The following is a 19,404-nucleotide window of genomic DNA, read 5'->3' on the forward strand; positions in this document are numbered from 1 at the left end:
ATCGAAATGCTGGCGAGGCCCGGAGCAGGTGAGGTCGGCGACCTCACCGCTCGCGACCTGCTCGCTCGGGCCAGCGACCCCTGGTCGTGGCGGCCCGGTGGGCCGACCTGCACCCGCCGGAGTCGATCCATGACGCGGCTGCGTTCACGGTGCCGGGCTGTGAGCACGAGGAGCCGATTGCCGGTGAGGGTGCGCCGCTGGTGGCGGAGTTCTGCCTCGCCGAGCTCGGCACGGTCCTCGGTGTGTCGACGGTCGCGGCGAAGAGGCTCGTCGGGCATGCCCTCGAGCTGCGCCACCGGCTCCCGCGGTTGTGGGCGCAGGTCCACACCGGGCGGGTGCCGGCATGGCGGGCGCGTTCGGTTGCGGAGGTCACCATCCACACCACGCCATCGCTCACCCGGGAGGCCGCCGCTTTCGTGGACGCTCAGGTCGCGGCCGTCGCCGGTCGCATCGGGCCGGCGCAGCTCGACCGGCTCGTCGCCGAAGCGATCAAGCGCTACGACCTCGCCGAGGTCGACCCGACCCAGGATCCGGAGGACGGCCACCTGTTCGTCGACCCGCGCCACGCGACGATCCACGACGACGACGTGCACTTCGCCGGCACGATGCGGCTCGAGGCCGAGCTCGACATCGCCGACGCCCTCGACCTCGACCGGGCAATCGCCCACGGCGCCGCGTCGCTGAAGGCACTCGGCTCCGATGCCTCGCTGGACGCCCGCCGCTCCGCTGCCCTCGGTGACCTCGCCCGCACTCAGACGGCGCTCGACCTCGCCGGGGCGGGCGCTGATCCCCGGCGCCTGCCGGCAGCACGCGAGGTCGTCCTGCACGCCCACTTCGACGCCACCCTCGACGACCTGGCCACGGTGTTCGGACCGACCGGCCGGATGGAGGAGGGCCAGCGCTTGGTGCTGCTCGACCAGGTCAGGGACTGGTGCGCCGACTCGCGCACGAAGGTCACCGTCAAGCCGGTCATCGACCTCAACGCCCAGTTGTCGACACCCGCGTACGAGGTCCCCGACCGGATCCGGGAGCAGGTGATCCTCCGCGACCGCACGTGCGTGTTCCCCTGGTGCACCCGACCGGCCCGCGGCTGCGACATCGACCACGTCGACGAGTACGACCACCACGCCGAAGCCGAGGCCCGACCGCAGCCCGGTCCCACGCAGACCCTCAACCTCGCGGCCCTTTGCCGGTTCCACCACCGCCTCAAGACCCACACCGCCTGGCGCTACCGCATGGTCGATCCCGGAGTGTTCGAGTGGACCTCACCCCACGGCCACCACAACCGACGCGACCGCCACGGCACCACAGCGGCCGACCAGGCCGACCAGGCCGAGTCACCCGATCCGCCTGACATCCCACGACCTCGTCGACCATGACCTCGCCCCACACCCTGCCACCCCGGTGGCGGGGCCACAGGCACGTCCGGCTCCGTCGGCTCCGACCTCGCCCGGCACCCGAAGCCCGACCAGGAGCGCGTCGGGTCTGGTGCTGACGTCACCGGAGCGGAAGCTGCAGGGCAGGACGTCCAGTCCCGGGTCTTTCGCCCCGTGACCACGCGAGACATGCGGCGCAGGCTGGATCCATGGGCACCGAGGCACTCCCTGCACGTCCCTCTGCCGACGAGCTGCTGCACGCCCTCGGGCACGCCGTGATCGCCACGGACACGCAGGGCACGGTGCTGTTCTGGAACGGTGCCGCCGAGCAGCTGTACGGCTGGCCCGCCGAGGAAGCCGTGGGCCGTGACATCTCGGACGTGACGGTGCCGGAGGTCTCCCAGGCGGCGGCGGCGGAGATCATGGGTGCTCTGCGGGAAGGCCGTCCATGGTCGGGCGGCTTTGCGGTTCGGCGCCGCGGCGGCGAGGTGCTGCACGCGCTGGTCACCGACAGCGGCGTGTACCGCGACGGAGAGCTGATCGGCATCGTCGGTGCCTCCCTCAACCTCGGCGAGGCCGTCCGGCACCTGATGGAACGCTCCAGCGACGCCGCAGTCCTCGTCGACGAGCACCATGTCGTCAGCTACGCCAGCCCAGCGGTCGCGAACCTCTTCGGCTGGCCGGTTGACGAGGTCGTGGGCGCACCCATCACAGACCGCATCCACCCCGAGGACCACCGTGCTTTCGAGAAGCTGCTGGCCGCCGACCCGTCCCTGGTGGAGCGGGTCGGTGAGCTCCGGGTCCACGTCCACGGCGCCTGGTCCTGGGTGGAGGTGGCAGTCACCGACCTCTACAGCCAGCCCGGGTCACATGGCCAGGTCTGCAACATCCGGCGCAGCGAGCGCCTTGCCCGCCTCGAGGAACGCGAGCGCATCCTCGAGGCGGTCCACTCCGAGGTGCTCCAGGACCTGTTCGCGGCCGCGCTCGCGATCGACCGTGCGCGCGCGCACGCAGCACCCTCGAGCGCGGCGCGGATCGATGCCGCTCGCGACGTCGTGGGGCGAGCCATCCAAACTCTTCGCGAGGTCGTCAAGTCGTAGTGGCCGGTGCTCGGTGGTCACCTCCGCGACCATCCCCCATGACGTCGGGCCGGAACGTCATGGGTTCTGGTCGTCTCAGCAGCCGCACACCATGACGTTGCCGACTTGCCTGCCCCGCGCGTCAACCGAAACTGCCCTCGCCGGAGCGACCTCCCTGGCGCGGACCTTCCAACCGGCGCATGATGGCCAGCGGGAGCGTCTCAGCCTGGAGGGGTGACGGGATGTCCGAGCGGACGATGGTGGAGAGCGTGGAGACTGCACTGCGCGAGCTCGGGGACTCGGAAGCGGTGACCGCGGCCGGCCAGTTCCAGCCACGAGGTCACACGGGCAGCATGTTCGCCGGCGGCATGATCGGCGACAGCCTCGCTGGCGGGGCCGGCGGTCTGGCTGACTCCGTGGCCACGACCGGTGGCGCGCTCGCCGGAGCGCGGATGCACGACGCCGCGAGCGGGTTGCCGACGAACATGCTGGTCGGGGTCACGGCGACGCACGTGTACGGGTTCGACGCGGCGCACCGGAACAGCCCCGCCGGCGCGCTGGTCTTCCGCGTGTCCCGCGATCGGATCGAGGTGAAGGTCCACCAGCGCGTCAACGTGAGGATCCTCGAGCTGGTCGACAGCTCCACCGGGTCTTCCATCCAGCTCGAGGGCAACCGGATCCCGCTCACCCACAGCAAGGACGTCATCGACGTCCTCCGCGACTGATCCTCGACGGGAATGGGGAGCCGCGTGAGCGAGCAGTACTACTCGGACGCGAGGTTGTACGACCTGCTGTTCCCCGGTGGCGAGCAGGCTGTCGACTTCTACCGGGCCGAGGCCGATCGGCAGGGCGGGTCCGTCCTGGAGCTCGGGTCGGGCACCGGGAACAAGCTGATCCCGATCGCGTCCGACGGGCACCCGTGCACCGGTCTCGAGCTCTCGCCCGACATGCTCGCCGAAGCTCGGCGCAAGGCCGACGAGCGCGGCGTGGACGTGGAGTGGGTGCAGGGCGACATGCGCAGGTTCGACGTCGGTCGCATGTTCGACCTCGTGATTATCGCCGCCAACTCCCTGCTCCACCTCCACGAGGCGGACGACCTGGTGGACTGCTTCCGATCGGTGCGACGGCACCTGGCGCCCGGAGCGCGGCTCGTCCTCGACGTGTTCAACCCGAGCGTGCACATGCTCGCCCAGGCCGACGGCGTACGACGCAGGCGTGACGCGTTGTCGTTCGTGGACCCCGACCGTGGCGTGGTGCGGGTCGATGTCGCGGAGACGTACGACGCGACCGCGCAGGTGACGCGAGGGACGTGGTACTTCTCGACCGAGTCCGAGGCCGACTTCTTCGTCGCGCCGCTGGAGATCAGGAGCATCTTCCCCCAGGAGCTGCCGCTCCTCCTCTCGCTCGGCGGTCTCCGGGTCGTCGAACGTCTCGGCGACTGGTCCCGAGCGCCACTCGCCGCCGATGCGGCGCTCCAGCTCGTTGTCTGCGAGCCGGACTGAACCGGAAGCCGGCAAGGACTGTCGATCCAGGTCGTCCCACGCACGCTCAGCGCAGGTAGCGGCGTGCCACCACCGCCTGCTGGTCGACGGGGGCACCGCGCTGCATCGTCCAGGCCAGCCGCACCAGCCCGGCGTGCGACCACGTCAGCGGTGTGGCGGCCCGGGTGCCCTCGCCCGCCGGGCAGCAGGCCTCGCCGGCGGGCTCGCGACTGTCCCAGACCTGCTCGGAGATCATGTCGCTCGTGCCGGCGGCCGCTGCCATGGCGGCGAGGTAGGGCGTCGCGTCCTGCCCAGCGGTGACGGCGTACTCACCGCGCTCCCCGGTCAGCAGGGGCCAGGCGCGACCGAGCGTCGTGCCGGTGTCGTCCTCCGTGATCTCCCACTGCCCGCCGTCGCGCGTCTCGCCGTAGCCGTCGAAGCTGAAGCGGTGCCAGAACGGCCCGTTGGGCGTGTCCACCCGCAGCTCGTCGTCCACCACCGAGAGCGTGGTCAGCACGTCCGGGTCGTCCGGCTGCTCCAGCCCGAGCCGGACCAGGTCGAGGAAGCTCGGGTCGACCACGCGCCGCTGGTCGACGGCGGACGGCCCGCCGTCGCCGATGCCGTACTCCGTGCCGCGGTCGGGGCGACCGTCCTTGGTGATCCGCAGGTAGTAGGGGCTGCTGCTGAGGGGGCCGTTGGTCGTGCGGGTCCACTGCTTGACCTTCGACTGCCAACGATCTGCCAGCCGGAGCCAGCGGCGGGCGGAGGCGCGGTCGCCGTTCTTGCGGGCGATGTCGGCGGCGCAGACCAGGCCGGCGACCTGGGTGGCGATCGAGTTGGGGGAGTAGCCGGACTGGTTCTCCCAGCGCTCCTGCGGCGAGAAGGGCGCCCGCCTCCCGGTCTCCTCGTCACGGAAGCGGACGAGGAACTGCGCGGCCCGCTTCACGCCTCGGTAGGTGTGCCGCCCGTCGCGGCCCACGAGGCGGGCCAGCACGATCGGCAGCGCCACCTCGTCGAGCTGGAGCTCGGACCAGACCGGCGTCCCCGCGACGTCGGAGTTCTGCGGGAACGAGCCGTCGGGCAGCTGCTGCACGTCGAAGAGCCAGTCGACCGAGCGGCGCGCGGCCGCCTTGTCGCCCATGGCCCACAGCGCGGTGCCGAACTGGTACGTGTCGCGCGACCACACGAGGTGGTAGGCGCCCGACGGGGAGGAGAGGTCCTTGACCTCGTCACCCCAGACCCACGGTGCCGACGGCGAGGCCACGAGCGCCCCTGGGTTGAGCTTGTCCTCCGCGGCGGCCAGCACGAGCGCCGACGCGAGGTAGTGGCGCCGGACGGCCGCGGCACTGTCGGGCACGTCCTTGAGGCTGCGCAGGTAGCGGTGCCAACCGCGGTCGTAGCGCGCCGCGATCTGGCGCGCCCCCGCGCGGAGACCCGACCGTGCCGTGCGCTGCGCCTCCGCGCCCGTCCGCCCGAAGCCCAGGACCAGCGTCGCGCGCTGCTCGCCGGCGAGCCCCGTCACGCCCGAGATCCGGCCGGTCTGCACGATGTTGCCCGGGCCGGCCGAACGGCTGCCCTCGTCGAGTCGCTGGTCGCCCCCGAGGTCGGTCCAGCCGTCGTCGCGACCGAGCAGCCCGGTGCTGCTCCGGCCGAGGCGCGGGCGCGAGACGAGCGCGGACGCGACGGGCTCCTTCACGTCCGTGGCCACGAGCGCCGTCCGGGTCGCGCGGCCGCGGTCGTCCATCCCGGAGTTGGCGAGCGCCGGATCGTGCACGGCGTACAGCCGGTAGCGGCCGCCGTCGAGCGACTCGAGGCGGACCCGGACGACGAGCGCGTCGCGGCGCGGGTCGGTGACGTACGTCTTGGTGATGCGGTAGCGGCCGGAGGTCGCGGTGCCAACCTGCTGGAAACGCAGGCTGCGCTCGTCAGGACGCGTGGTCACCACGTCGACGTCCTCGGTCTCCCGGTCGGTGAACGTGCGCCCGTCCGTCACCACGAGCTCGAGGCTGCGGGTGCTCGGCGTCGACAGGTCGGGGTAGAAGACCTCGCTGACCCGCCCGTCCTGCAGCGTGAACCACACGTTGCTCCCCCGCGTGCGCGCCGTGCCGAAGCCCGCCTTGTCGGCCTCGGTCCATGTGCTCTTGGCGCCGCGGTCGGGGGCCGCACGCTCCGCGGTGTCCGCACCCGCGCCCAGTGGCGGGGCCAGCGTGGCCGCCGCCAGGGCGAGGCCGATCGGACCGATGAGAACGCGCAGCGACATGGTGGCCTCCGAGATGGGTTCTCCCCGTCGTACTCCTGCTGCCGGAGCGCGGGCCACACCCCGGCGGGTGCGGCGTCGATCGGCTCCTTCCTCGTCGCGAGGGCCTTTCAGCCCAGCTGCTCGGTGAGTGCGACCATCACCCCGTCGGGGCCGCGGAGGTAGCACATCCGGTAGCCGGCGTACTCCGTCACCTCACCGACGAGCTCGGCACCCTGGCCGCGCAGCCGCGCGAGGACGTCCTCGAGGTCGTCGACGGCGAACATGAAGCGGCGGATACCCAGCGCGTTGACCGGTGCTTGCTCGGTCTCGGCCCGCACGGCGGCGGGAGCGTGGAACTTGTCGAGCTCGATCCGCGACTGACCGTCCGGGGTCCGCATCATGACGATCTCGCTCCGGACGCCGTCGATGCCCACCAGCCGGTCGACGGCCTCACCCTCCACGACGGCCCGGCCCTCCACCTCCAGGCCGATCGCAGCGAAGAAGGCGATCGCGGCCTCGAGGTCGTCGACGACGACGAGGACGTTGTCCATCCGCACGGTCATGTTGTTCTCCACTTCTCGACTGCCACTCCGTGGCCGACGGCCTGATGTGTCAGGGACGGAGCCGGCGTCGGGTTCTCGACACGGTCAGTCCAGCGCCACCCGCTTGACGTACCTCCGGCACGGCGAGACGAAGGTCTGCCCGCCGGCGCTGACCTCGTAGGGCAGGTCGCCGCGGTCGACCCACCCCTGGCGCTCGTAGAACCGCCGGGCACGCGCGTTCCCCACCACGACAGCCAGCCACGCCGTGGCATGGCCGCCGGCTGCCACCCGCCGCTCGGCCTCGACCAGCAGGTCGGACGCCAGCCCGGTCCCGCGCGCCGACCGGGCCACGAAGACCTGCTCCACCTCGTCGTCGACCACCATCACGAAGCCCTGCAGCGACCCGTCCTCGGCGACCGCCACCGCGGTGTCCGCCACCCGCGACGGTGTGCGCTCGTGGAACGCCGGCAGGGTGCGTTCGGCCGTGAGCCCGTCGGGTACGTGGCCGGCGTGGCCGTCGTGCCAGCCCTCGTGCCAGAGGTCGGCGACCGCGGCCATGTCGGCGTCGTCGGCCGGTCGGATCGGCGTCATGGGGCCACCCTAGGATCGCTGCCATGAGTGACGACGCGCTCGAGCGGATCTGGACGCCCCACCGGATGGCCTACGTCCGCACGGCGGTCGACGACGAGGGCTGCCCGTTCTGCGCGATCCCCTCGCACCCCGACGAGGAGTCGCTGCTCGTCGCGCGCGGCGAGTCGACGTACGTCGTGCTCAACCTGCACCCCTACAACCCCGGGCACCTGATGGTGCTGCCCTACCGCCACGTCGCCGACCTGACCGACCTCACGGCGGAGGAAGCAGCGGAGCTGATGGCGATGACCCAGCAGGCGCTGCGGACCGTGCGGAAGGTCAGCCGCCCGCACTCCTTCAACGTCGGCCTCAACCTCGGCCGGTCCGCCGGCGGGTCCCTGTCCGAGCACCTGCACCAGCACGTGGTGCCGCGGTGGACCGGTGACGCCAACTTCATCACGGTCGTCGGCGGCACCAAGACGCTGCCCCAGCTGCTCGAGGACACGCGCGAGCTGCTTGCCGACGCGTGGGACCCGGCTCAGACCACCGGGTAGGGGTGTTCGGCGGCCCGACCCTGGAACGCCAGGATCGCGGGGTTGCAGACCCGGCCGTCGCGGATCTCGATGGCGCGCGTGATCGTCTCGTCGGCGTCCCATGCCTCAGGACCGCTGAGCACCGTCTCCATGAAGGGCAGCAGAGCCTCGCTGTTCTCCCACGTGGCCGAGTTCCACAGGTAGGAGGGGCTGTGGTCGACGGCGTAGTAGTGCACCCGGTCCGCGACGGTGAACATCGGTTCGTCGAACGTCGTCGGCACGGCCCACGAGAACCCCATGCCCTCGTCGCAGGACACGTCCACGATGAGGCTGCCCAGCCGGAAGTCCGCCAGGTCCTCGGTCTGCAGGTAGGTCAGCGGCGCCGCGGTGTCCTGCAGCGTGCAGTTGACGACGATGTCCGCCTCGGCCAGGTAGGGGGCCAGGGGCATCCGGCCGCGCTCGGTGATGACGTGGGTGACGGTCGAGTCCCCGGGGTGGTGGTCGAACTGCCGGATCCGCACCGAGTGGATGGGAGACCCCACAGCGGCGACCCCGCGGGTGGTGAGCACCACGACCTCGTGGACGCCGTGAGCCTTCAGGGCGGTGACCGCGCCTCGGGCCGTGGCGCCGAACCCGATGACGACCGCGCTCAACCGGCGGCCGTAGTCGCCGGTGATCCCGACGAGCTCCATGGCCTGGAGCACCGAGCAGTAGCCGGCGAGCTCGTTGTTCTTGTGGAAGACGTGGAGGCCGACGTGCCCGTCCGCCGTCCAGTGGTTCATCGCCTCGAAGGCGATCAGGGTGAGCTCGCGGTCGATCGCGAGCTGCGTCATCGCGCGGTCCTGCACGCAGTGCGGCCACCCCCAGAGGACCTGACCGGCGTGCATGGCCGCGACGTCCTCGTGCTGGGGCTTGGGCAGCACGACGACGTCGGAGTCCCGCAGGATCTCGTCGCGGGACGCGAAGCCGGCCACGTGCGGGGCCAGCTCGTCGTCGGTGATGCCGAAGTGGTCGGCGTACCCGTGCTCGAGTGTCGTCCTAGCGGCGATCCCGGGGTCGAGGCGCGGCAGGTGGTCGGGGTGCAGGGGGAGGCGGTGCTCGTTCTCCTTGGCGGACGTGCCGATGACGCCGAGGCTGAGGGGGCTCACTTCTTCTTGGGCATGAACGGCTCGCTGTGGTCGGTCTTCCCCGCCGCCTTCGCGTGCTTCTCGGCGCGCTTCTCCTTGATGGACTTCCCGGACTTCTTGGACATGCCCTGTCGCGGCGACTTGTCGCTCATCGAGGCTCCTCAGTAGGAAGCCTGGGTGGCTCCGTCCTGCCACAGTACGCCCCCGGCTACGGTGGCACCGTGGACGACGACGCGCGACTGGAGCGCGACGCCGCGCTCGCCGGCGACCTGGTGCGGGAGGCGGCCCTCCTGGCCGCTCGGATCCGCCTCGAGGGGCTCGACGTCGAGCGAAAGACGAGCGGGTCCGACATCGTTACGCAGGCCGACACCGCCGCCGAGCGGCTCATCGTGCAGCAGCTCACCGCCGAGCGGCCGGACGACGCGATCGTGGGGGAGGAGGGCGCGTCGAAGCCCGGCACATCGGGACGGACATGGGTGATCGACCCGGTGGACGGCACCTACAACTTCTCCCGTGGCAGCGACTGGTGGTGCACCGCGATCGCCCTGCACGACGAGGACGACGTGCTGCTCGGCGCGGTCCACCACGCCGCCAGCCTGCGCACGTGGGTGGGCGGACCCGACCTGCCGAGCACCTGTGACGGCACGCCGCTCGCGCCGCTCCCCGACACCCCGACCGAGGCCCGGTGCGCCGCGACCTACCTGCACCCGCCGTTCTACGGCAGCGAGGTGGGCGAGGCATTCGCCCGCGCACTCGGCCAGGTCGGCACGCTGCGGATGTTCGGCTCCGGGACCATGGACACGATGGCGATCGCGTCGGGTCAGTGGGACGTGCTCTTCCAGCACTCCGTCGCCGACTGGGACCGGCTCCCCGGTGCCGCGATCATCCGGGGCGCGGGCGGCACGTCGGTCGTCGTACCCGCTGCGGGCGTGGACTGGACGGTGTCCGGGGCGCCCGCCGCGGTGGCGGACGTCCGGGCGGCGCTGCTGGGTTGAGCGGTCGGTCAGAAGGGCACCTGGGTCGCCAGGAGCCCCACGCCGACGCCCCTGCCGGAGATGATCCGGCAGAACTCGACCGCGTCCAGGGTCACGAGCTCGGCGTCACCTCGCCGCCAGGAGCCGCCCGCGGGTCCGGTCAGCTCCAGCTGGTACGGCCGTCCGTGGCGCTCGGCCCACTCCGCGACCACGTCGTCCACGATCACGCCGTCGTGGTCCGGGGTCAGGATCATCGGCAGGCCGGTCGCAGTCGACAGGTCGGTCCGGTGCATCCAGGGGTCGCGCGTGAGGATGGTCCGGAGCAGGTAGCCCACGCTCCAGGACTCCTCCCGGCCGTTCACGGGCTGGGTCCCCGGCAGCGGCGCGCGACCGGCGCAGGCGGAGATCCACCGCCGCCCGCGGACGGAGCGGGGGGCAGCCCTGACGGCACCCACCACCACCTGCTCGGGCGTCCAGTCGGCGCGCTCGTCGACCTGCACCTGGGTGAGCCCGTCGACCGCCGGCCCGCCGCGGCGGGCGTGGACGGCGGAGGCCTTGCGCTGCTGCCGGGCGATCTCGATCGGCGACGAGGGGAACTCGGCCATGCCGACCATGTGGCACGCGAGCTGCCGGACGTCCCACTCGGGGCAGGACGTCGGGCGCGCCCAGTCGTCGGGCCCGAGGGCGCGCAACGCGTCGATCGTGCGCCCGTGCTCGGTCCGGGCAAGGGTCATGGACGTCCGGGTGTCGAGGTGGGAGTGGCGTCGTCGCTGCGGGGTGTCTGTCGTGGTCATGGTCGGGGTCCTTCGCGGTGCGCTTCTGGTCCTGGTGCCGGTCCTACTGCTGGTCGTCCGGAGGAAGGCCGACGGCGTCGGCCCACATGTCGACGCCCCGGTCGAGCAGCACGCGGTGCCGGCTGCCTCCTGCGTCGTTGGCGTGGTGCTGGTTGATGAGGCCGCCGACGAGAGCCACCCAGACCTCGACGTCCTCGGTCCTGGCGCCGGTGAGGGCGACGATCGTGCGGTGGGCGCGTTCGAGGACCCGCACGGAGGGTGCGTACGCCTCGACGGAGGGGGAGAAGCCGGCGATCACGCTCTGGTTCATCAGCTGGTGCCGCGCCAGGTCGGTCGCGGTGAAGTCGTAGAAGTGCGCGGCGATCACCCGGATCGCCGTCCGGGGGTGGGACGGGAGGGCGCCCTCGAGGTCGGGGATCGTGGCCTCGTAGTCGCTCCACGCCTGCTCGAACATGGCGTCGTAGATGGCGTGCTTGGAGGCGAAGTGGCCGTAGAGCGACGGGGCCCTCATCCCGACGCGGTCCGCGACGTCGCGGAGCGTGAGCTCGACGAGGCCCTTGGAGCGCGCCACCTCCCACGCCGCCTCGAGGATCTCGAGCCGGGTCGCGGCTCGGCGGACCGCGACCCGATCGCCGTTAGGAATGACTAACACCGTTAGGACGATCCTCTCCGGTGCAGTCCACGTCAAGAGGGAGCCGGTAGCCTGCGGCCGTGCTCGATCGGTTCAAGCAGTTCTGGCAGGGCGTGATGCTCGCGCCCTTCATCAACCTGTTCATCCGCCTGGGCATCAGCCCCGACGTGGTGACGCTGGTCGGCACCTTCGGGGTCAGCTTCGGGGCGCTGTTCTTCTTCCCTCGCGGCATGGTCTGGGAAGGCGTCCTCTTCATCACCGTCTTCGTCTTCAGCGACCTGATCGACGGCGCGATGGCGCGCAAGGTCGGGCGCAAGGACGACTTCGGCGCCTTCCTCGACTCGACGCTCGACCGGGTCGCCGACGGCGCGCTGTTCGGCGGGCTGGTCCTCTTCTTCGCCTGGCAGCGGGAGAGCCAGCTCTACCTCTGGCTGTGCCTCGTCATCCTCGTCATGGGCGCGGTGACGTCGTACGCCCGGGCGAAGGCCGACCACCTCGGCTACGACGCCAAGGTCGGCATCGCCGAGCGGCCCGACCGCCTCGTCGGGATGCTCGTGCCGGCCTTCTTCGCCGACCTCCTCGACCTGTGGATCCTGCTCGAGGTCGCCCTCTGGGCCCTCGCCATCGCGGCCACCGTGACCGTCGCGCAGCGCATCTGGGTCGTTCGCCGGCAGGCGCTCGCGCGCGCGGCCTCGCAGGCCTGATCAAGCGCTCAACCATCGCCATCGACGATGCATCCTTCGGGATGAGGCCGCACTACGATCCAGACATGGCTGAGCACACTTCTGAGACCCCCATCGAGCACGGCACCAGCCGCGTCAAGCGCGGCATGGCCGAGATGCTCAAGGGCGGCGTGATCATGGACGTCGTCACCGCCGACCAGGCGAAGATCGCCGAGGACGCCGGCGCCGTCGCCGTGATGGCGCTCGAGCGCGTGCCGGCCGACATCCGCGCCCAGGGCGGCGTGTCCCGGATGAGCGACCCCGACATGATCGACAGCATCATCGAGGCCGTCTCGATCCCGGTGATGGCCAAGGCTCGCATCGGCCACTTCGCCGAGGCGCAGGTGCTCCAGTCGCTCGGCGTCGACTACATCGACGAGTCCGAGGTGCTCACTCCGGCCGACTACACCAACCACATCGACAAGTGGGCCTACACGGTCCCGTTCGTCTGCGGTGCGACCAACCTGGGCGAGGCCCTGCGCCGCATCACCGAGGGCGCGGCGATGATCCGCTCCAAGGGCGAGGCCGGCACCGGCGACGTCTCCAACGCCGTGATGCACATGCGCACCATCGGTGGCGAGCTGCGGCGGCTGCACAGCATGTCCGAGGACGAGCTCTACGTAGCGGCCAAGGAGCTGCAGGCCCCCTACGAGCTGGTCAAGGAGGTCGCGGCCGCGGGCAAGCTGCCGGTCGTCCTCTTCACCGCGGGCGGCATCGCCACCCCGGCCGACGCCGCGATGATGATGCAGCTCGGCGCCGAGGGCGTCTTCGTCGGGTCGGGCATCTTCAAGTCCGGCAACCCGGCCCAGCGCGCCGAGGCGATCGTCAAGGCCACGACCTTCCACGACGACCCCGACGTGGTCGCCAAGGTCTCGCGCGGCCTCGGCGAGGCCATGGTCGGCATCAACGTCGACGAGATCCCGCAGCCGCACCGCCTGTCCGAGCGCGGCTGGTGACGCGTCGCCGCGGCGGTCTCAGCCCCGCCGCGGCTCTCCGGCGTACGTCCCGAAGGACCACTGGTTGCCCTCTGGGTCGGTGACGCGGAGCTCCCGGCTGCCGTAGTCCTGCTCGACGACCGGCGACAGGTCGAGGCCCGCGTCGACGGCGCGCCGGTGCACCTCGTCGACGTCGGAGGCGACGACGTACGCCGCCGTGGTCCCGGGCTGCTGGGTGAACGGTCCGTCGGGCTTGTGGCAGCCGAGCATCACCCCGCCGCCCTCGGGCCAGTCGAGCTGGGCGTGCTGGACGACGCCCGCCTCGTCGCGGTAGGCGGCCGTCTCCTCGAAGCCGAGCGCGACGAGCGCACGGATCACGAGGTCGGGGTCGTGCGCCTGCAGCGCGGGCCAGACGATGGTGCGGTGGGGATTGCTCATGGCCCCGATGCTGCCGCGACACCAGCCGGCGCGCCTTGGACATTTGGGAACTCCGCCGCGAGCCACGCCGACGGCCCGAGCCCGGCGAACTCGCGGAAGTCGCGCACCAGGTGCGACTGGTCGTAGTAGCCCGTGCGGGCGGCCACCTGCGCCAGTGACGCGCCCGCGGACGCCGCGGCGACCACCTCGCGGCGCGCGGTGTCGAAGCGGGCCAGGCGCTGCACGGTCTTGGGTCCGTGGCCCGTCTCGGCCGTGAGCAGCTGGGTCAGCCGCCGACGGCTGTAGCCCACGGCGTCGGCGACCTCGGCGACCGCTCGGGGGCTCGGGCCGGTGAGCAGGCGCCACGCCTCCTCGACCTCGGGCGACGGTCCCTGGGGGGAGGCGGCGCGGTCCGTGCGGGCGGCCAGGCGCAGCAGGAATCGGCTCACCGCGGCGTACCTCCCGGGCCAGTCGGCCGCCGCGTGCAGCTCCTCGACCACCCGGTCGACCTCGTCGCCGACCAGGTCGCGCGCGTCCCAGCTGCCGACCGGGAAGTCGGAGGCAGGGACGCCGAGCAGGCGCCGCACGCCCACCGGGTGGAGGGTCAGCTGCACCCCGGTCCACCGACCGGGCTGCTCCACCATCGCCGCGCGGGTGTGCAGCCCGCCGAGGCTCACCCACTGCGAGTCGCGCACGCCGGCGTCCCACGCCTCGGCGGTGGGTGCGGTGCGCAGCGGACGCTCCAGGCTCAGCACGAGGGTGAGCCCGGCGGACGGGAGTCCCCGGTGGACGCCGGGGGCGAGGCCCTCGGCGGAGTAGCCGTACATCGCCAGGACGTGCGGGGCGAGCGGCGCCGGGACCCGTGCCGCCGGCAGGTGCTCCCACGCCCCGACCATCCGCCGAGTGTGCCGCACCGGGCGGCACGGCGTCACGCGTCAGCGAAGGGCGCGGGTCAGCACGCGGGCGGCGTTGGTGAAGCCGTACGCCTCCTCGCCCGGCTGGGCGGGCAGGCCGAGGCGGACGACCATCGTGCGCGTCGACGGGTCGACGAGCAGCACCTGCCCGCCGAAGCCGAGCGCGGCGAAGACGTCGACGGGCGCCGACGGGGCGAGCTGCCCGGTCACCGGGTTCAGCGGCTGCCCCTGGGCGTCGACCGGGTCGGTCGCGCCGCGCAGGGCACCGGGCCGGTTGAGCCACCACAGGTAGCCGTAGGCCGCGTTGTGGACCGTCGAGGAACGCCCGACCGCGTGCCTGACGTAGGCCGCGTCGAGGATGCGCTTGCCGCCCGCCTTCCCGCGGACCGTCCCGCCGTCGAGGTAGAGCCGACCGAGCTTGGCGATGTCGAGGCACGTCGTGCGGAGGCCGTAGAAGACCGCGGCGTCGTCCGCACGGTCGGTGATGAACGACGACCGGGTCATGCCGAGCGGCTCGAACAGGCGCTCCCGGGCGAACCTCGCGACGGGCATCCCGGTCGCCTTGTTCAGCACCGGCTCGAGGACCTGGATCGCGGCGTTGTTGTAGGCCCAGGCGCTGCCGGGGGCGTACTGCTGCGGGAGCGAGACGGCGTACTTCGTGCGGCTCCGGGCGGCGAGCAGCCCGGAGTAGTCCGTCTCGAGCGACCAGAAGCGGCCGCTGTCGTTGGAGAGCAGGTTGCGCACCGTCACCGACTCCGACGCGGTGCCGCGCCACTGCGGCACGTAGGTCGAGACCGGGTCGTCGAGGCGCAGGTCGCCGTCGCGGACCGCGATGCCGACCAGGGTGCTCGTGACCGACTTCGTGATCGAGAAGACCTCGCGGGGTTCCTCGCGGGGCAGCTTCCAGCTCCACTCGCCGACGAGCTTGCCCTTGCGCAGGACCGCGAAGCAGGTGGAGTCGAGTCGCCGGGCCTCGGCCGCACCGCGCTGGGCGGCCTTCTTGCGCAGGCCGAGTCGGGAGGGCGTCGCGACGGGCCATCCCTCGACCGCACGGGCGCCGGGCGCGGGGCGACCGGAGGTCGCGTCGACGGACCCGGCGACGGCACCGGCGGTGCCCGCGGAGGTGCTGCCGGCGGCGAGCGACAGGGCGAGGAGCGCGGCGCCCAGCAAGGCCGGACGGGGGAGACTCATGGGGCGTGAGCCTACGGCGACCCGACGGTCCTAGGATCGGCGTTCGTGAATCCGACCATCGGTGTGCTCGCGCTGCAGGGCGACGTGCGCGAGCACCTCGCCGTCCTGCGGGCGCTGGGCGCGGACCCGATCTCCGTACGCCGTCCCGCCGAGCTCGCCGCGTGCGACGGCCTCGTCCTCCCGGGCGGCGAGTCCACGACGATGGTCAAGCTCGCCAGGATCTTCGACCTGCTCGAGCCGCTGCGCGACGCCGTACGCGGTGGGCTGCCCGCCTTCGGGACGTGCGCGGGGATGATCCTGCTCGCCGACCGGATCGAGGACGGCGCGGCGGGGCAGGAGACCGTCGGCGGCCTGCACATCACGGTGCGCCGCAACGCCTTCGGCCGCCAGGTCGACTCCTTCGAGGAAGACCTCCACGTGGACGGACTGGCCGACCCGGTGCGAGCGGTCTTCATCCGCGCGCCGTGGGTCGAGGCGATCGACGACGACGTCGAGGTGCTGGCCCGGGTGGAGGACGGGCCCGCCGCGGGTAGGATCGTCGCGGTCCGTCAAGGCCCCCTGATGGCGACCTCGTTCCATCCCGAGGTCGGCAGCGACGGCCGGGTGCACGGCATGTTCGTGGACCTGGTGCGCTCGGCCTGACGACGTACAGACGAAGCGACGGATAGAGGGACTCATGTCAGGCCACTCCAAGTGGGCAACGACCAAGCACAAGAAGGCCGCGATCGACGCCAAGCGCGGCAAGCTCTTCGCCAAGCTGATCAAGAACATCGAGGTCGCGGCGAAGCAGGGCGGCGGCGACCCGGCCGGCAACCCGACGCTCTACGACGCCATCCAGAAGGCGAAGAAGAGCTCGGTCCCCAACAAGAACATCGACTCCGCGCTCAAGCGGGGCTCGGGTGCGGAGTCGGGCGGCGTCGACTACAAGTCGATCTCCTACGAGGTCTACGGCCCGCAGGGCGTCGCGATCCTCGTCGAGTGCCTCACCGACAACACCAACCGTGCCGCGATGGAGGTCCGCACGGCGGTCACCCGCAACGGCGGCACCATGGCCGACCCGGGCTCGGTCTCGCGCCTGTTCACCCGCAAGGGGATCGTGGTCGTGCCCAAGTCGCAGGACCACGACGGCACGGTCCGTGAGGTCACCGAGGACGACGTCCTCGAGGCGACCCTCGACGCCGGCGCCGAGGAGGTCAACGACCTCGACGAGGCGTTCCAGGTGCAGAGCGAGGCCACCGACGTCGTCGCGGTCCGCACCGCCCTGCAGGACTCCGGCATCGACTACGACTCAGCCGACGTGGAGTTCGTGCCGAGCCTGGAGATCCCGGTCGACGCCGCCGGCGCCGGCAAGGTGCTCCACCTCGTCGACGCGCTCGAGGACCTCGACGACGTCCAGGACGTCTTCACCAACGTCGACATCCCCGCCGACGTGATGGCCGAGCTCGAGACCGCCGACGCCTGAGGCGCCTCCGGGGCCGTGCCGGGACCGGCACGCGCCGCGTGTCGTACGACGTCGCGCGGCCGTCGCGGGTTAGCGTGATCGCACGAACACATGTTCGGACGAGATCGACGGCGGAAGGGGTGTGCGCGTGCGCGTGCTCGGCATCGACCCCGGCCTGACCCGGTGTGGCGTCGGCGTGGTCGACGGCAGCGTCGGCCGGCCCCTCACGATGGTCGACGCCGGCGTGGTGCGCACGAGCTCGACGCTCCCGATCGCCGAGCGGCTGGTCACGATCGAGAAGGGCCTCGACGCCTGGATCGAGGAGCACCGGCCCGACGCGGTCGCGGTCGAGCGGGTCTTCGCCCGCTCCGACTCCAGCACCATCATGGGCACCGCCCAGGCCAGCGGCATCGCGCTCGTCGTCGCAGCGCGACGCGGGCTGCCGATCGCCATGCACACCCCGAGCGAGGTGAAGGCCGCCGTGTCCGGCAACGGGCGCGCCGACAAGGCCCAGGTGGGGGCGATGGTCGTCCGCATCCTGCGGTTGTCCGAGCTCCCCAAGCCCGCCGACGCCGCCGACGCGCTCGCGCTGGCCATCACCCACGTCTGGCGCGGCTCGGCGCACACGCGGCTCGAGGCCGCCGCGGCCCAGGCCCGGGCACAGGCCCGCGCCCCGCAGAAGCAGACCCCGATGAGGACCCGATGATCGCCTTCGTCCGCGGCGAGGTCGCCGCCGTCACCCTGTCCAGCGCCGTCCTCGAGGTCGGCGGCGTCGGCCTCGAGCTGATGTGCACGCCCGGCACCCTCGCCACGCTCCGTGTCGGCAGGCCCGCGACGCTGCCCACCAGCATGGTCGTGCGCGAGGACAGCCTGACGATCTTCGGCTTCCTCGACGAGGACGAGAAGCAGGTCTTCGAGATCGTCCAGACCGCGTCCGGCGTCGGCCCCAAGGTCGCGCAGGCGATCGTCGCGGTGATGAGCCCCGACGACGTGCGCCGTGCCATCACGACCGAGGACGTCAAGGCGCTGACCCGGGTCCCGGGGATCGGGCAGAAGGGTGCCCAGCGCATCATCCTCGAGCTCAAGGACCGCATCGGCCCGCCGGTGGGCGTGCACCACCCGGCCGCGGCTGCCCCCTCGGCCGCCGACGCCTGGCGCGACCAGGTGCAGCAGGGCCTCATCGGGCTGGGCTGGTCGGCCAAGGAGTCGGAGAAGGCGGTCGAGGCCGTCGCCCCCGACGCCGGCGACGCCCCCGACGTCGGCGCCCTGCTGCGCGCCGCCCTCCGCGCGCTGAGCAAGGCGTGAGACGGGTACGACGATGAACTGGGACGACACCGACGAGGACACTGACGACGTCGAGCTGACCGAGGCCGAGCTGGGCCACCTGCAGCGGCTGACCGACGCCGAGGCCGACGGCGACGACCGCGCGGTCGAGGCGGCGCTCCGCCCCAAGACGCTCGACGAGGTCGTCGGGCAGGCGCGCGTGCGCGACCAGCTGGGGCTGGTCCTCGAGGCGGCCCGCCGCCGGGGCCGGGCGCCCGACCACGTGCTGCTCTCCGGTCCGCCCGGGCTCGGCAAGACCACGCTCGCGATGATCATCGCCGCCGAGATGAGCACGCCGCTGCGGCTCACGAGCGGCCCGGCGATCACCCACGCCGGTGACCTCGCCGCGATCCTGTCGGGCCTCAACGACGGCGACGTCCTCTTCGTCGACGAGATCCACCGGATGTCACGGCCGGCCGAGGAGATGCTCTACATGGCGATGGAGGACTTCCGGGTCGACGTCATCATCGGCAAGGGGCCGGGAGCGACCGCCATCCCGCTGGAGATCCCGCCCTTCACCCTCGTTGGCGCCACCACCCGCGCCGGCCTCCTGCCCGGCCCGCTGCGCGACCGGTTCGGCTTCACCGCCCACCTCGAGTTCTACGAGCCCCACGAGCTCGACCGGATCGTGCACCGCTCCGCCGGACTGCTCGGCGTGCACCTCACCTCCGAGGGCTCCAGCGAGATCGCCTCGCGCTCGCGCGGCACCCCCCGCATCGCCAACCGCCTGCTGCGCCGGGTCCGCGACTACGCCCAGGTGCGCGCCGACGGCGTGCTGAGCCTGCCGGTCGCCCAGGCCGCGCTCGACCTGTTCGAGGTCGACGAGTCCGGCCTCGACCGGCTGGACCGCGCCGTGCTCGACGTGCTGTGCCGACGCTTCGGCGGGGGACCGGTGGGCGTCTCCACCCTGGCCGTCGCGGTCGGCGAGGAGCGCGAGACGGTCGAGGAGGTCGCCGAACCGTTCCTGGTCCGGATGGGGATGCTCGCGCGCACGCCCCGCGGGCGGGTGGCGACGCCGGCGGCGTGGCACCACCTCGGCCTGACGCCGCCGCCGCTCCCGACCGTCGACTCGACCCTCTTCGACGACGTGTGAGGCCGGTCGGGGCACCCGCGTA

The 19,404-nt window shown here is 72.2% G+C and carries 23 protein-coding genes; 13 read left to right on the top strand and 10 right to left on the bottom strand.

Going from position 1 to position 19,404, the window contains the following annotated elements; all coding sequences use genetic code 11:
• The first annotated feature begins 86 nt into the window (after positions 1-86).
• The 4 genes from ACXJKB_RS06635 (at position 87) to ACXJKB_RS06650 (ending at position 3,957) form a co-directional block, all read left to right on the top strand.
• Entirely contained in the window at positions 87-1,379 is a 1,293-nt protein-coding gene (locus tag ACXJKB_RS06635; protein ID WP_457186614.1) for an HNH endonuclease signature motif containing protein, read from the top strand.
• 206 nt (positions 1,380-1,585) lie between these two features.
• Positions 1,586-2,476: a PAS domain-containing protein gene (locus ACXJKB_RS06640; RefSeq protein ID WP_457186616.1), complete on the top strand. Its 891-nt coding sequence runs from the start codon at positions 1,586-1,588 to the stop codon at positions 2,474-2,476.
• Between the two features lie 221 nt (positions 2,477-2,697).
• Positions 2,698-3,180: a hypothetical protein gene (locus ACXJKB_RS06645; RefSeq protein ID WP_457186618.1), complete on the top strand. Its 483-nt coding sequence runs from the start codon at positions 2,698-2,700 to the stop codon at positions 3,178-3,180.
• 24 nt (positions 3,181-3,204) lie between these two features.
• On the top strand, positions 3,205-3,957 hold the full coding sequence (locus ACXJKB_RS06650; protein WP_457186620.1) for a class I SAM-dependent methyltransferase: 753 nt from the start codon (positions 3,205-3,207) through the stop codon (positions 3,955-3,957).
• 46 nt (positions 3,958-4,003) lie between these two features.
• On the opposite strand, the gene ACXJKB_RS06655 is transcribed toward ACXJKB_RS06650, so the two are convergent.
• The 3 genes from ACXJKB_RS06655 to ACXJKB_RS06665 form a co-directional block, all read right to left on the bottom strand.
• Positions 4,004-6,196 carry a glycoside hydrolase family 15 protein gene (locus ACXJKB_RS06655; RefSeq protein ID WP_457186622.1) on the bottom strand — a complete coding sequence of 731 codons (2,193 nt, stop codon included), beginning with the start codon at positions 6,194-6,196 and terminating at the stop codon, positions 4,004-4,006.
• Positions 6,197-6,303: 107 nt separating this feature from the next.
• Positions 6,304-6,738 carry a VOC family protein gene (locus tag ACXJKB_RS06660; RefSeq protein ID WP_457186624.1) on the bottom strand — a complete coding sequence of 145 codons (435 nt, stop codon included), beginning with the start codon at positions 6,736-6,738 and terminating at the stop codon, positions 6,304-6,306.
• 84 nt (positions 6,739-6,822) lie between these two features.
• Positions 6,823-7,308: a GNAT family N-acetyltransferase gene (locus ACXJKB_RS06665; RefSeq protein ID WP_457186626.1), complete on the bottom strand. Its 486-nt coding sequence runs from the start codon at positions 7,306-7,308 to the stop codon at positions 6,823-6,825.
• Positions 7,309-7,331: 23 nt separating this feature from the next.
• On the opposite strand from ACXJKB_RS06665, the gene ACXJKB_RS06670 reads away from it, so the two are divergent.
• Complete coding sequence (locus ACXJKB_RS06670; protein ID WP_457186628.1) at positions 7,332-7,841, top strand: HIT family protein; 510 nt, start codon at positions 7,332-7,334, stop codon at positions 7,839-7,841.
• Here ACXJKB_RS06670 and ACXJKB_RS06675 read toward each other — a convergent pair.
• Both ACXJKB_RS06675 and ACXJKB_RS06680 read right to left on the bottom strand, forming a co-directional pair.
• On the bottom strand, positions 7,826-8,968 hold the full coding sequence (locus ACXJKB_RS06675) for a N(5)-(carboxyethyl)ornithine synthase (protein ID WP_457186630.1): 1,143 nt from the start codon (positions 8,966-8,968) through the stop codon (positions 7,826-7,828). The two genes, ACXJKB_RS06670 and ACXJKB_RS06675, sit on opposite strands and share 16 nt — an antisense overlap.
• The gene (locus ACXJKB_RS06680) at positions 8,965-9,099 is read right to left on the bottom strand and encodes a hypothetical protein (RefSeq protein WP_457186632.1); all 135 of its coding nucleotides are present in this window, start codon (positions 9,097-9,099) and stop codon (positions 8,965-8,967) included. Before ACXJKB_RS06680 ends, ACXJKB_RS06675 begins: the two co-directional genes overlap by 4 nt.
• Positions 9,100-9,168: 69 nt before the next feature.
• On the opposite strand from ACXJKB_RS06680, the gene ACXJKB_RS06685 reads away from it, so the two are divergent.
• Complete coding sequence (locus ACXJKB_RS06685) at positions 9,169-9,942, top strand: inositol monophosphatase family protein (RefSeq protein WP_457186634.1); 774 nt, start codon at positions 9,169-9,171, stop codon at positions 9,940-9,942.
• Positions 9,943-9,950: 8 nt separating this feature from the next.
• Here the strand turns inward: ACXJKB_RS06685 and ACXJKB_RS06690 are convergent, their stop codons facing one another.
• Both ACXJKB_RS06690 and ACXJKB_RS06695 read right to left on the bottom strand, forming a co-directional pair.
• A complete protein-coding gene (locus tag ACXJKB_RS06690; protein ID WP_457186636.1) occupies positions 9,951-10,715 on the bottom strand; it encodes a maleylpyruvate isomerase family mycothiol-dependent enzyme in 765 nt (254 codons plus the stop codon).
• A gap of 43 nt (positions 10,716-10,758) precedes the next feature.
• On the bottom strand, positions 10,759-11,367 hold the full coding sequence (locus ACXJKB_RS06695) for a TetR/AcrR family transcriptional regulator (protein WP_457186638.1): 609 nt from the start codon (positions 11,365-11,367) through the stop codon (positions 10,759-10,761).
• Positions 11,368-11,426: 59 nt separating this feature from the next.
• On the opposite strand from ACXJKB_RS06695, the gene pgsA reads away from it, so the two are divergent.
• Together pgsA and pdxS are read left to right on the top strand one after the other, a co-directional pair.
• A complete protein-coding gene (gene pgsA / locus ACXJKB_RS06700) occupies positions 11,427-12,050 on the top strand; it encodes a phosphatidylinositol phosphate synthase (protein WP_457186640.1) in 624 nt (207 codons plus the stop codon).
• Between the two features lie 65 nt (positions 12,051-12,115).
• Positions 12,116-13,024, top strand: coding sequence for a pyridoxal 5'-phosphate synthase lyase subunit PdxS (gene pdxS, locus ACXJKB_RS06705; protein ID WP_300045109.1), 909 nt, complete (start codon positions 12,116-12,118; stop codon positions 13,022-13,024).
• 18 nt (positions 13,025-13,042) lie between these two features.
• On the opposite strand, the gene ACXJKB_RS06710 is transcribed toward pdxS, so the two are convergent.
• The 3 genes from ACXJKB_RS06710 to ACXJKB_RS06720 are packed head-to-tail and all read right to left on the bottom strand — an operon-like array spanning position 13,043 to position 15,525.
• Positions 13,043-13,441, bottom strand: a complete 399-nt coding sequence (locus ACXJKB_RS06710; RefSeq protein ID WP_457186642.1) for a VOC family protein — start codon at positions 13,439-13,441, stop codon at positions 13,043-13,045.
• Positions 13,438-14,316, bottom strand: coding sequence for a helix-turn-helix domain-containing protein (locus tag ACXJKB_RS06715; protein ID WP_457186644.1), 879 nt, complete (start codon positions 14,314-14,316; stop codon positions 13,438-13,440). The genes ACXJKB_RS06710 and ACXJKB_RS06715 overlap by 4 nt, the downstream gene beginning before the upstream one ends.
• Before the next feature lie 39 nt (positions 14,317-14,355).
• Entirely contained in the window at positions 14,356-15,525 is a 1,170-nt protein-coding gene (locus ACXJKB_RS06720; RefSeq protein WP_457186646.1) for a serine hydrolase domain-containing protein, read from the bottom strand.
• Positions 15,526-15,570: 45 nt separating this feature from the next.
• Here ACXJKB_RS06720 and pdxT point away from each other — a divergent pair, with 45 nt between their 5' ends.
• From pdxT to ruvB, 5 genes are all read left to right on the top strand, one after another.
• Positions 15,571-16,167, top strand: coding sequence for a pyridoxal 5'-phosphate synthase glutaminase subunit PdxT (gene pdxT / locus ACXJKB_RS06725; protein ID WP_457186648.1), 597 nt, complete (start codon positions 15,571-15,573; stop codon positions 16,165-16,167).
• Between the two features lie 34 nt (positions 16,168-16,201).
• On the top strand, positions 16,202-16,987 hold the full coding sequence (locus tag ACXJKB_RS06730) for a YebC/PmpR family DNA-binding transcriptional regulator (RefSeq protein ID WP_457186650.1): 786 nt from the start codon (positions 16,202-16,204) through the stop codon (positions 16,985-16,987).
• A gap of 127 nt (positions 16,988-17,114) precedes the next feature.
• Positions 17,115-17,672, top strand: coding sequence for a crossover junction endodeoxyribonuclease RuvC (ruvC, locus tag ACXJKB_RS06735; RefSeq protein WP_457186652.1), 558 nt, complete (start codon positions 17,115-17,117; stop codon positions 17,670-17,672).
• Complete coding sequence (gene ruvA / locus ACXJKB_RS06740; RefSeq protein ID WP_457186654.1) at positions 17,669-18,271, top strand: Holliday junction branch migration protein RuvA; 603 nt, start codon at positions 17,669-17,671, stop codon at positions 18,269-18,271. Before ruvC ends, ruvA begins: the two co-directional genes overlap by 4 nt.
• A 13-nt stretch (positions 18,272-18,284) precedes the next feature.
• A complete protein-coding gene (ruvB, locus tag ACXJKB_RS06745) occupies positions 18,285-19,382 on the top strand; it encodes a Holliday junction branch migration DNA helicase RuvB (RefSeq protein ID WP_457186656.1) in 1,098 nt (365 codons plus the stop codon).
• The last annotated feature ends 22 nt before the right edge of the window (positions 19,383-19,404 follow it).

The sequence above is a fragment of the Nocardioides sp. P5_E3 genome (genome assembly GCF_054049275.1).